Genomic DNA, 12345 nt, shown 5'->3' with positions numbered 1-12345 from the left:
CGCCCGGTGGGGCAGCGCGCGTCGCGAGTCCGCGCGAGGGGCGGCCTAGAGCCGCTCGGCGGTGTACTCGATCGCCCCGATGAGCCGGCGCACGTCATCCTCGTCGATCGAGACGAACGTCGCGATGCGCAACTGATTGCGCCCGAGCTTGCGGTAGGGCTCGGTATCGACGATGCCGTTCTCGCGCAGGCTCTTGGCGATGGCCGCGGCATCCACGCTCTCGTCGAAGTCGATCGTGACCACGACAGGTGAGCGGTCGGCGGGGTTGGTGACGAACGGCGTCGTGTACGCCGCCACCTCGGCCCACGCATACAGCGTCGCCGAGGTGGCTGCAGTCTTCGCGCCGGCCCAGGCGAGCCCCCCGTTGTCGAGAATCCACCGCACCTGCTCGTCGAGCATGAGGAGCGTTGCGACCGCCGGGGTGTTGAGCGTCTGGTTCAGCCGCGAGTTGTCGACCGCGTTCTTCAGGCTCAAGAACTCGGGGATGTACCGATCGGATGCCGCGATCCGCTCGATCCGTTCGATGGCCGCCGGGGAGACAAGGGCATACCAGAGCCCACCGTCGGAGCCGAGGTTCTTCTGCGGCGCAAAGTAGTAGACGTCGGCCTGGGCGGCGTCGAAGTCGATGCCACCCGCGGCGCTCGTGGCGTCGATGACCGTCAGCGCACCAGGGTCCGCGGTGACGCGGGCGATGGGAGCAGAAACGCCCGTCGACGTCTCGTTGTGTGGCCACGCATAGACATCCACACCCTCGACCGGTTCGCAGACGCCGCCGGTGCCCGGCTCGGTCTTGCGGACATCCGGTGCATCGAGCCACGGCGCTTTCGCGGCCGAGGCGAACTTCGAACCGAACTCCCCGAATGCCAGGTGCTGACTGCGACGCTCGATGAGGCCGAACGCCGCGGCATCCCAGAATGCCGTCGATCCGCCGTTGCCGAGGATGATCTCGTAACCCTCGGGCGCGCGCAGCAGTTCGGCAAGCCCCTCGCGGGTACTCCCGACGAGGTTCTTGATCGGGGCCTGGCGGTGCGACGTTCCCAGCAGAGAGGCCCCCCGCGTGGCGAGCGCCTCGAGCTGGGCGCCACGGACCTTCGAGGGTCCGCAGCCGAATCGGCCGTCAGTGGGAAGCAGTTCTCGGGGCAACTCGACCATGTCCCGATTCTAGGGTTGCGTCGGGGAAGGCCCGGACCGGGGGCCGGGGAAAAGGCTAGGCTCGTCTTACCCCCACGAGGATGCCGACCCGAGGATTGCGCATGACTGATCTCATCGACACGACGGAGATGTATCTCCGTACGATCCTCGAACTCGAAGAAGAGAACATCACTCCGCTTCGGGCGCGGATCTCGGAGAGGCTGGGGCACTCGGGCCCGACGGTTTCGCAGACGGTGGGACGCATGGAGCGGGACGGCCTGGTCGTCGTCACCGAGGATCGGAGCCTGGAGCTCACCGATCTCGGGCGCCAGAAGGCCATTGATGTCATGCGAAAGCACCGCCTCGCCGAGCGGCTGCTTTCCGACGTCATCGGACTTGACTGGGCCTACGTGCACGATGAGGCATGCCGGTGGGAGCACGTGATGAGCGAACAGGTCGAGCGTCGGCTTGTTGAGCTGCTGGATCACCCCACCGAATCGCCCTACGGGAACCCGATCCCCGGACTCGACCAGCTCGGTGACGTCCCGGCACTGACGTTCGAATCCGGCGTCGTGGGGCTCGTTCGCAAGCTCGACGCTGCCGGGGAGCCGATCACCGGAACGATCCGTCGGCTTGCCGAACCCGCCCAGGTCGATCCCGAGTTGCTGCAGCAACTCAAGGGAGCCGGGGTGCTTCCTGGGGCACACGGGAGCTATCGCTACAACGAGGGATACGTCCTTGTTGAGATGGATGGTTCCGACGAGGGTCTTGAGCTGCCCGTCGAGGTGGCCGGTCACATCTTCCTCGTCGACGACCAGGTGTGATGAGGGAGCGGGAGGGGCGGCATCCGTTCCTCCACACCGCGCGATGAGGGGTTATCTCCGGCCGTCAGCGTGACATGTTCGTTACCTTCGGGTAGCCTCGTACAGTCCGAGCGAGTCCAGCACGACCTCGGACCCCGATCGAATTGCCTCGCGGCTCGTCATTCGAACGGTGAACCCGTGATCGAGCGGAGCGCAGCTTCCGCACCGAAACGTGACGAGCCGGCGCTCCGGCGCAGAGGCGCCGGAGGACTTAGTTGGCTGAAGAGAACGATTCGACCCCGGTGGATGCCGCGGGCCCGTCGACCAGAAAAACCTCGCGTCTCGCTCGGATCCGTCGCGGCGCGGTGGACAAGCCCGCAGCCAAGCCCGCACCCGCAGCATCCGTTGCCCGCCCCGCCGTTCGAAAGGGCACCAAGGCCAGCCCGCGTGGTCCGGTGCGTAACATCGCCACCCTTGCGATCGTCGGTGGTCTCGTGGCGACTGTCGCCCTGCCGGCCTATGGCGCCTTTCAACAGACCGACGAGTCGGTCACGCTGCAGCAGGTTGCCGAAGGCGACGCGCAGTCGATCGTGATCGCATCCGACGCTGCGACGACCGACCTCAACCGGGAGAGCTACTCGGCGACGACTCCCGAAGAGATCGAGAAGAAGAAGGCCGAAGAGGCTGCGGCCGCCGCAGCTCGTTCCGCAGCGTCGCTTGCTTCCAGCTCGGCATCCGTCAACATCAACATGGTGGCCCCGGGCTCGGGTGCCGTGCGCTGGCCGGTCGCGAGCTTCCACAGTGACTGGGCGATCAACGGTTTCCGCACCCCGACGCGTCCGAACCACAACGGCCTCGACATGCTCAACTCGGGCGGAACGCCGATCTTCGCGGCGGCGGACGGTGTCGTGCGCGCCGCGCAGGATGGCCTCGGCGGCTACGGAAACGCCGTCGTGATCGACTCGGTCATCGGTGGCCAGGTCGTCACGACGCTCTACGCGCACATGATGTGGGGAAGCCGCACCGTCGAGGCTGGCCAGACCGTATCTGCCGGACAGATGATCGGACTCATGGGTCAGACGGGCTCGGCCACGACCACCCACCTCCACTTCGAGGTGCGCGTCGGTGGTGCTCTCGTCGACCCCATGGCATGGCTGCAGGCCAACGCCGGCTGAGCCCGGTTTCGTTCCTCGACACGCCACGTTTCGTTCACCCTCGTTGACCTTCGGGTGTCGTGAGGTGCATTAGCCTGGTCGCGACGTGTAAGAGAACGGGAGAGAGTCCGATGGGCAGCACACCGCGCAGCCGAACCACGGTTGCACTGGGGCGCCTCGTCCTTCGGCATCATGTTCTCGGACACCGCAGCTTCGCTGTGGTTCCAGGGCGCTGTCTGTAGAGACAGCGCCTTTTTTCATGCCTTGCGCGCTCTGACCACGTCGAACGTCGAAGAATCCCGGGAAGCCGTCTCGGGCCGTTCGAGAGGACAGCAATGCGCACTCTGGTGTTGAATGCGGGCTACGAACCGCTGGCCGTCGTGTCGTTCAAGCGGGCGCTCGTGCTCGTCATGAATGACAAAGCCACCGTCATCGAGCACATCCCCGAGGATCCTGTCTGGGGTACGGATGGCGCGCACGATCGGCCCGCGGTCATCCTGCTCAGCCGCTACGTTCGGGTTCCCGGCGGACGCACGATCCCGGTGACTCGTCGCGGCGTGCTTCGCCGTGATGCGCATCGCTGCGGATACTGCGGCAGGTCGGCATCCACGATCGACCACATCTTGCCGCGCTCTCGGGGTGGCGCTGACTCGTGGGAGAACCTCGTGGCGTGCTGTCTGAAGTGCAACAACCTCAAGAGTGACCGCACGCCGCAGGAAATGGGTTGGGAACTACGCCTGACGCCGGGAGCACCGCGCGGAGCGCAGTGGACGGTGCGGGGGACTGATCGCACCGACCCGTCGTGGGAGCCCTATCTCGCGCTCGCTGCCTGACTCTTACGCGGGCGGCTCGAGGATATTCGGGAGGCTCCGGTCGTTCGGGAGGGCTGCGGTTGCTGCATCCTCCCTCCCGAAGGGTCAGCTCCTCCCGGGCGTCCTGTGGGTCGGGTTCACGGGCGGCTCGAGGATGCCGAGCCAGCGGCGCAGGATCGGCTCGAGTGTTTCGGCATCCGTCCCCAGTTCCTCGATGATCCGGTGCTCGCCGGCCATGTGTGCGGTGAATGCCTCGTCGATGAGGGAGAGCCCGGCATCCGTCAACCCAATGAGCCTGCCACGCGCGTCGGATGCCTCGGGTCGGCGCTCGACGAGTCCGCGCACGATCAGGCGATCGACGCGTTTGGTGAGGCCGCCGCTGGTGACCATCGTGTGGTCGGCAAGCTCGCCCGCGCGGCGCTGGTAGGGGGCGCCGGCGCGGCGCAGGGTCGCGAGGATGTCGAACTCGGCGTAGCTCAGGTCGAAGTTCGCGTAGACCTCGGCAAGGCGTTGGTCCAGAAGCAGCCCGATGCGATGCAGGCGCCCGATGATGCCCTGGGGGAAGGTGTCGATGTCGGGGCGCTCGCGATGCCATTCGGCCTGGATGTGTGCGACGCGGTCGGAGGCGGCATCCATGGATTCACGGTATCGGAATAAATCTTCCACGGAAGGCATTGTTAGTTTCCATGGAAGATAAGTCCCTGAGGTGGCTCCTCCTGACCGCGATCGCTCCGATCGCCTGGGGGAGCACGTACTTCGTGACGCGGCAGTTCCTGCCCGCCGACGCTCCGCTGTGGGGTGCGCTGTTTCGCGCACTGCCGGCGGGACTCATCCTGCTGCTGATCTCGCGCCGCCTCCCGCACGGGGTGTGGTGGTGGCGCGCCGCCGTGCTCGGCATCCTGAACGTCGGCGGCTTTTTCGTGCTGGTCTACGTCGCCGGACAGCGCCTGCCCTCGAGCGTTGCGGCGACAGTGATGTCGGCATCGGCCGCCGCCATGATGCTGCTGGCTTGGATGCTACGCCGTCAGCGCCCGCGCGTGCTCGCGGCCATCGGCGCGGGGATCGGGCTCGTCGGGGTCGCGCTGCTGGTCGGTGTAGGCGGCGAGCCTGTCGATGGCTGGGGAATCGGCGCCGCGTTCGCGGGGATGCTCTCGTCCTCGCTCGGATTCGTGCTGACGGGCCGGTGGGGCAACGAGATTCCGGGGCTCACGATGGCCTCGTGGCAGTTGACGATGGGTGGCCTCATGCTGCTGCCCGTCGCCCTCGTCGTGGACGGTCCGCCGCCGGCACTGACGCCGACCTCGGCCCTCGGGTTCGCCTACCTCTCCCTCGTGTCGACGGCGCTCGCGTTCACCGTCTGGTTCGCGGGGCTGCGGCGCCTGCCCGCTGCGACGGTCGGGCTTATCGGACTGCTGAACCCCGTGACCGGCGTGGTGCTGGGTGTCTTCCTCGCGGGGGAACCCTTTGGCATCGTGCAGGTTGTGGGGCTCGGCCTCGTGCTCACCGGGATCGTGCTGGGTGCAGTCGTGCCGCGGCGGGCTGCGTCCCCTCGGGAGGGGATGGATGCTCGGGAGGGTGTGGATGCGGCATCCCCCCTCCCGAGTGACCAGACCCTCCCGAATGCGCAGACGGGGGTGTCGGTTGTCGACGGATTCCTGCCAGTCCAGGATGTGCCGCCTCCCGTGTCGGCGCGGCGTGGTGGGATGGAGGCATGACGCGCGCGCTCGTGGTGATCGATATGCAGCGGGGGTTTGATGACCTGGACTTCTGGGGACCCACGGCCAATCCCGACTGCGAGGCGAATGTCGCCCGGTTGATCGAGGCGTTCGCGGGGGAGCCGGTGGTGGTTGTGCGGCACGACTCTCGGCATCCTGATTCGCCGCTGCATCCGTCCAACCCCGGCAACGCGCTCGTCGATGCCGTGGCGACCGTGGATGCCGCGGTGCTGGTGACCAAGGACGTGAACTCCGCGTTCTATGGCGACCCTGACCTCCACGCCTGGCTGCAGGAGCGGGGGATCGGCGAGCTGGTGCTGTGCGGCATCCAGACCAACATGTGCGTCGAGACCACCGCGCGGATGGCGGGGAACCTCGGCTATGACGTGACCGTTGTGCTGGATGCGACGCGTACCTTCGACCTGGAAGAAGAGATCCCGGGGCTCGGTGTCGTGCGCCGGTCGGCGGCTGAACTCATGGCCGGCACCGCACTGGTGCTGCAGGGTGGCGGCTTTGCGCGCATCGCCACGACCGATGAGATCGTCCCGGCCTGAGCCCTAACCCTCAACTCCGGCTCGAAGTTTAGAACAAAGTATCTATTCTTTCGGGTTCTGTCGGACGACATGGCGGAGCTTTCCGTGTCGGATGCCCCGCGTATGGTGCTCTCATCGCATTGACGCATTAGAACATGCGTTCTAACCTGTGGGAGTGAGGGCGATCATGGGAGCACAGCGCGCGGAGGCCATCGCCGACGTCCGTGACCGGCTGGCCGAGGTGCATCGCCTCCGCGCGAAGGTCGAGCAGGTGCAGGGTCGATCCCTGGATGCCCCAGCCTTGCCGGCGTATCCCGCGCTGTCCCGGTTGCTCCCTGGTGGCGGCTTGCGACCCGGGTCGGTGTACACGCTTGCTCCGGGTTCGGCATCCGTCTCGCTCCTGCTCGCCCTGCTCGCGCCGCCTTCGCAGGCGGGCTCCTGGTGCGGGGTCGTCGGGATGCCGCACCTGGGAGCCGAGGCCGCCGAGCGGCTCGGGGTGGATCTGTCGCGGCTCGTGATGATTCCCGACCCGGGCTCGCGGTGGCTCGCGGTGGCGGCGACGGTCGCCGAGGTTCTGCCCGTGGTTGCGGTGCGCCCGCCGGGGCGGGTGTCGGATGCCGATGCCGCCCGATTCGCGGCACGCCTGCGCGATCGCGATGGTGTGCTGCTCGTGCAGGGCCCGTGGCCGCAGGCCGAAGCGTCGCTGTCGGTGAGCGACCCGGGCTGGAGCGGGCTCGGTCGCGGGCACGGATATCTGGATGCGCGAGAGGTCACCGTCACAGTGGCAAGTCGGCGGCTGTCGACCCCCCGACGAGGACCCGTGCTGCTCCCGGCTCCTGGAGGGGTGGTCGACACTGCCCGAGGGACTTCTCCCGCAGTGCGCGGCGCAAGTGAGTGGGAGGCGTTGTCGGGTCGGGAAGTCTTGTCAGTTCGGGAAGTCTTGTCAGTTCGGGAAGCCCTATCTGTCCGGGAAGCCGGGTGACATGCCTGCCGACTCATCCCTGCGGGCTCCGACGCGAAGCCTCGTGATCTGGATGCCGGACTGGCCGGTCGTCGCCCTGACCCGAGACGGGCCGCATCCGCTCGACCCTGCCGACCCGATCGCCGTGATCGAGAAGAATCTCGTTGTCGCCTGTTCTGCCGCGGCACGGCGTGACGGGGTACGCCGGGGATTGCGTCGGCGTGATGCGCAGGCGCGCTGCCCGGCCCTTGCGATCGTGTCGTCCGACCCGGTACGCGATCATCGCGCCTTCTCGCCCGTCGTCGCTCAGCTCGAAGAACGCGCGCCGGGGGTACAGATCATTCGCCCGGGACTGTGCGCGATCCGCGCTCGCGGCCCCGCCCGCTACTACGGTGGGGAGCCTGCCGCGGCGCGGGTCCTCCTCGAACGGATGCGGGAACTCAGCCTCGTCGATGTACGCATCGGGGTTGCCGACGGTCCGTTCACCGCCGAGCAGGCTGCACGCAGTGCGACCACGGCAGCTGATCCCATCCGCGTCGTGCCGGAGGGAGCGGCATCCGCGTTTCTCGCCCCGCTGTCGGTCGCCGCGCTCGCTGATGCAGACCCGGGATCCGGCATCGTCGACCTGCTCGCACGCCTCGGCATCCAGACCCTGGGTGCGTTCGCCGCGATGCCCGAAGAGCGTGTGCATGAGCGGCTGGGTGAGCGAGGAGTCAGACTCCGGGCGCTGGCCGCAGGCAGCGACTCGCGGCAGATCGAGCCCCGTGTGCCGCCGCCCGAGCTCGCGCGTGAGATCGCTTTCGAACCGCCGCTCGAGCTTGCCGAGCAGGTCGCGTTCGGGGTGCGCCAGAGCGCGGATGCCTTCATCGCGGGTCTCGGGGCGATCGACCTGGTGTGCACCGAGGTGCGCATCGAGCTGGTCGGCGACCGCGGCGAGCGCAGCGAGCGGGTGTGGCTGCATCCGGGGTCGTTCGATGCTGCAGCGATCGTGGACCGGGTGCGCTGGCAACTCGCCGAAGACGCAACCGACCTTCTGACCGGTGTCGGACTCGTGCGGATCTCGCCCGAGGCGGTGGATGCGGCATCCCACCACACCCCAGCGATTTTCGGCTCCGGTCCCGAAGAGCGGGTGCACCACGCTCTCTCGCGGGTGCAGGCGATGCTCGGTCATCGGGCGGTTGTGACTCCCGCTATCGGTGGTGGGCGCTGGCTCGCCGAGCGGCAGGTGTGGGTGCCATGGGGTGATCGGCTGCCTCGCGACCACCGCACGCTCGCCGCCGAACGCGCCCGTCCTTGGCCCGGGAGCCTGCCCGATCCGCTCCCGGCCACGGTGTTCGCTGATCCGGTCGCGGTCGAGGTGGTGTCGGCATCCGGGGTCACCGTCTCGGTCGATGAACGCGGGCAGCTCACCGGCACGCCGACGCTCATGATCGAGACCGGGCGTCGGCGGGCGGTGGCGGCGTGGGCGGGGCCGTGGCCGGTGATCGAACGCGCCTGGGATGCGAAACGGGCGCGGCGGGCTCACCGGTTCCAGGTCGTGGATGCCGACCAGACAGCCTGGCTGCTGGTGTGCGAGCAGGGCGCGTGGCATGCCGAAGGACGGTACGACTGATGGGATTCAACAACCCGTCGGTGTCGTGGTCAGAGATGGAACGGCTGCTCAGCGACCGCCGCCGGCCGAAGCCGCCGCCCGGGGACGGGGGCGACAGCCCTGCGTGGTCGCACAAGCGTGGGCCATACGTCGCTCCGCCGATCGAGCGACCCGCCCAGACCGTGCCGTACGCCGAGCTCCACGCGCACTCCTCGTTCTCGTTCCTCGACGGAGCATCCTCACCCGAGGACCTCGCCGAAGAGGCCGAGCGGCTGGGGCTTCACGCCCTAGCGATCACCGATCACGACGGGTTCTACGGCATCGTGAGGTTTGCCGAAGCCGCCGAACAGCTGAGCCTGCAGACCGTGTTCGGCGCCGAGCTCTCCCTCGAGCTTCCGAAGCGGCAGAACGGCGAACCCGACCCGGTCGGCGCCCATCTGCTCGTGCTCGCCCGGGGAGAGGAGGGATATCACCGTCTCGCCTCCGCGCTCACGCGCGCCCAGCTGCAGGGCGCCGAGAAGGGGCGTCCGCACTACGATCTCGAGCAGCTCGCGGCCTTCGCTCGCGGCGAGGAGCGCCTCGACGGGCTCACCGGAACCCGCGGCCGCTCGGAATGGGCGGTGCTCACCGGATGCCGCAAGGGCGCTGTCCGTCGTGCGCTCGCCGATGGAGGGCCGGATGCCGCAGCTGCCGCCCTTGACGCGCTCGTCGCTCTGTTTGGCCCCGGCGCCGTGCACGTCGAGCTCATCGACCATGGCAATCCGTCGGACACGCGCGAGAACGACATCCTTGCCGCGCTCGCCGCCGACCGCGGGCTGCCGCTGCTGGCGACCAACAACGTGCACTACGCCGCGCCGCAGCGCGCGCAACTTGCCGCGGCGGTCGCGGCGGTTCGGGCAGGTCGCGGGCTCGACAAGCTCGACGGCTGGCTCCCCGCCCACGCCGGCGCGCACCTGCGCTCGGGAGCCGAGATGGCCGAGAGGTTCGCCCGATATCCGGGAGCGGTGGCCAACACCGTGACCCTCGCCGACGAGCTGGCCTTTCCGCTGCGCCGGGCCAAGCCCGCCCTGCCGAAGCTGCCGGTTCCGGAGGGACACACGCCGATGACGTGGCTGCGACACCTCGTCTGGGAGGCGGTGCCCCGCAAGTATCCCGATCTGTCGCCGAAGGACCGTGACCGCATCGAACGGGAACTCGGCGTCATCGAGATGAAGGACTTCCCCGGCTACTTCCTCATCGTGCACGGCATCGTGCAAGAGGCGCGGCGGCGCGGCATCCTGTGTCAGGGGCGGGGGTCGGCGGCCAACAGCGCCATCTGCTACCTACTCGACATCACCGCCGTCGACGCAATCGCCTACGACCTGCCCTTCGAGCGGTTCCTCTCGAGCCTGCGCGATGAGGAGCCCGACATCGACGTCGACTTCGACTCCGACCGGCGCGAAGAGATCATCCAGTGGGTCTATGCCACCTACGGGCGCGACCGGGCGGCGCAGGTGGCGAACGTCATCCAATACCGGCCCAAGAATGCGGTGCGCGACATGGCCAAGGCGCTCGGCTATTCGCCGGGGCAGCAGGATGCCTGGTCCAAGCAGGTGGAGAGGTGGGCCCACGCGCCCGGAGGCTCGCCGCAGCGCCCCAGCGATGCGGCGAGTGGGCGTGGGGAGGGGAGTTCCTTGGAGAGCGGTCCCGAGCACGACATCCCGAGTCAGGTCATCGCCTACGCGGGGGAGCTGATGAAGGCGCCTCGGCATCTCGGCATCCATTCGGGAGGGATGGTGCTCACCGAGCGGCCCGTCGGCGAGGTCGTGCCGATCGAGCACGCGCGCATGGAGAACCGCACCGTCATCCAGTGGGACAAAGACGACGCAGCCTGGATGGGTCTCGTGAAATTCGACCTGCTGGGCCTCGGGATGCTGGCGGCGCTGCAGTACTGCTTCGACATGATCCGCGAGGCGACGGGGGAGGACTGGGAGCTGTCGACCCTGCCGAAGGAGGAAGCCGCGGTCTACGACATGCTGTGCCGGGCCGATTCGATCGGGGTGTTCCAGGTCGAATCGCGCGCGCAGATGGGACTTCTTCCGCGCCTGCAGCCGCGGCGGTTCTACGACCTGGTGATCGAGATCGCCCTCATCCGTCCCGGTCCGATTCAGGGCGGCGCGGTGCATCCGTTCGTGCGGCGCAAGCTCGGGCAGGAGCCGGTGACCTACGCTCACCCGAAGCTCAAGCCGGTGCTCGAGCGTACCCTCGGGGTGCCGGTGTTCCAGGAGCAGCTCATGCAGATGGCCGTCGCGATCGGCGAGTGCACCCCCGAGGATGCCGACCTGCTGCGCCGGGCGATGGGATCCAAGCGCGGGCTCGAGCGTATCGAGTCGCTGCGCGAGAAACTCTACGAGGGGATGGCGCGCAACGGCCTTGTCGGTGAGGAAGCCGATGCGATCTACGCCAAGATCCAGGCCTTCGCGAACTTCGGGTTCGCCGAATCCCATTCCCTGTCGTTCGGGCTGCTGGTCTACGCCAGCTCGTGGATCAAGCTGCACTATCCGGCAGCGTTTCTTGCGGGGTTGCTGCGCGCGCAGCCGATGGGCTTCTACTCCCCGGCGACTCTGGTGGCCGATGCCCGCCGCCATGGCGTGGAGGTGCGCCGCCCCGATCTACACGCCTCGGGAGTGTGGGCCGGGGTCGAGCCGTTGATGCCAGATCCGGCATCCGTCCCTCCGCTCATCCGGGAGGGGCAGGACGCTCGGGAGGATGTTGCGGGGAATATTGAACCTCCCGAACGGTCACAACCTCCCGAAACGCCATGCCCTCTCGTACGGATGCCGACGCCCACGGGCATGGATGCCTGCACGCACCGCACCCAGCCGCCGGTGGGTCCGTTCGATCGTGATGCGCCGGATGAGTCGGCAGCCCACCGCCGCGATGGGAACTTCGCGGTGCGGTTGGGGCTCGCGGGCGTCAAGGGCGTTGGGCAGCCGACCGCCGTGCGCATCGTCGCCGAGCGGGATGCGCACGGGCCGTTCCGCGATCTGCGTGATCTCGTGCGCCGAACGGGGGTGACCGAGGTGCAGCTCGAGGCACTGTCGACCGCTGGCGCGTTCGAGTCACTGGGCATCTCGCGCCGCGAGGGAGTGTGGCTCGCAGGGGCCGCAGCTCAGGATCGCGCCGAGTACCTGCCCGACTCGCTGGTGTCGGTGCAGCCGCCCCTCTTCACCGATCCGACGAGTTACGACATTCTCGCCGCCGACCTGTGGGCGACCGGCATCTCGACAGACGATCACCCGCTCACCCACTATCGCGCGCCTCTCGACGCACGCGGAGTGCTCACTTCCCGGGAGATCCGCAGCCACGAAACCGGGCGCCGCATCGAGGTCGCGGGACTCGTCACCCACCGGCAGCGGCCGGCGACGGCATCCGGAATCACCTTCCTGAATCTCGAGGACGAGCACGGTGTCGTCAACGTCATCTGCTCGGTCGGGGTCTGGAACCGCTATCGGCGGGTTGCGCGGGACGCTCCGGCGCTCATCGTGCGGGGGATGCTGGAACGCTCGCCCGAGGGGGTGACGAACGTGCTCGCCGACCGCTTCGAGGACCTGCGTGTCGGGGTGCAGCACCGCTCGCGAGACTTCCACTGACATCCCTAAGCTG

At 68.2% G+C, this 12345-nt stretch carries 10 protein-coding genes; 8 read left to right on the top strand and 2 right to left on the bottom strand.

Annotated features, from left to right (window positions below):
• Nucleotides 1-45: 45 nt before the first annotated feature.
• A complete protein-coding gene (gene serC, locus BGO47_RS04855; RefSeq protein ID WP_292709086.1) occupies nt 46-1152 on the bottom strand; it encodes a phosphoserine transaminase in 1107 nt (368 codons plus the stop codon).
• A 101-nt stretch (nt 1153-1253) separates the two neighbouring features.
• Here serC and BGO47_RS04850 point away from each other — a divergent pair, with 101 nt between their 5' ends.
• From BGO47_RS04850 to BGO47_RS04840, 3 genes are all read left to right on the top strand, one after another.
• Entirely contained in the window at nt 1254-1955 is a 702-nt protein-coding gene (locus BGO47_RS04850; protein WP_292709085.1) for a metal-dependent transcriptional regulator, read from the top strand.
• A gap of 254 nt (nt 1956-2209) precedes the next feature.
• Nucleotides 2210-3109: a M23 family metallopeptidase gene (locus BGO47_RS04845; protein ID WP_292709084.1), complete on the top strand. Its 900-nt coding sequence runs from the start codon at nt 2210-2212 to the stop codon at nt 3107-3109.
• 314 nt (nt 3110-3423) lie between these two features.
• Nucleotides 3424-3921: an HNH endonuclease gene (locus tag BGO47_RS04840; protein WP_228176872.1), complete on the top strand. Its 498-nt coding sequence runs from the start codon at nt 3424-3426 to the stop codon at nt 3919-3921.
• A gap of 84 nt (nt 3922-4005) precedes the next feature.
• Here BGO47_RS04840 and BGO47_RS04835 read toward each other — a convergent pair whose 3' ends face one another.
• Complete coding sequence (locus BGO47_RS04835) at nt 4006-4536, bottom strand: MarR family transcriptional regulator (RefSeq protein ID WP_292709083.1); 531 nt, start codon at nt 4534-4536, stop codon at nt 4006-4008.
• Between the two features lie 50 nt (nt 4537-4586).
• On the opposite strand from BGO47_RS04835, the gene BGO47_RS04830 reads away from it, so the two are divergent.
• The 5 genes from BGO47_RS04830 (at nt 4587) to BGO47_RS04810 (ending at nt 12332) form a co-directional block, all read left to right on the top strand.
• Nucleotides 4587-5615, top strand: coding sequence for an EamA family transporter (locus BGO47_RS04830; RefSeq protein WP_292709082.1), 1029 nt, complete (start codon nt 4587-4589; stop codon nt 5613-5615).
• Complete coding sequence (locus tag BGO47_RS04825) at nt 5612-6169, top strand: cysteine hydrolase family protein (RefSeq protein WP_292709081.1); 558 nt, start codon at nt 5612-5614, stop codon at nt 6167-6169. The genes BGO47_RS04830 and BGO47_RS04825 overlap by 4 nt, the downstream gene beginning before the upstream one ends.
• A 166-nt stretch (nt 6170-6335) precedes the next feature.
• Entirely contained in the window at nt 6336-7130 is a 795-nt protein-coding gene (locus BGO47_RS04820; protein WP_292709214.1) for a hypothetical protein, read from the top strand.
• A 1-nt stretch (nt 7131) separates the two neighbouring features.
• The gene (locus BGO47_RS04815; protein WP_292709080.1) at nt 7132-8721 is read left to right on the top strand and encodes a DNA polymerase Y family protein; all 1590 of its coding nucleotides are present in this window, start codon (nt 7132-7134) and stop codon (nt 8719-8721) included.
• Nucleotides 8721-12332, top strand: coding sequence for an error-prone DNA polymerase (locus BGO47_RS04810; protein ID WP_292709079.1), 3612 nt, complete (start codon nt 8721-8723; stop codon nt 12330-12332). The genes BGO47_RS04815 and BGO47_RS04810 overlap by 1 nt, the downstream gene beginning before the upstream one ends.
• The last annotated feature ends 13 nt before the right edge of the window (nt 12333-12345 follow it).

It is taken from the genome of Microbacterium sp. 67-17, from assembly GCF_001898325.1.
Taxonomy (GTDB): Bacteria; Actinomycetota; Actinomycetes; order Actinomycetales; family Microbacteriaceae; genus Microbacterium; species Microbacterium schleiferi.
Note: the sequence above shows the minus strand (reverse complement) of the source record. Positions and strands in the feature narration are given on the sequence as shown.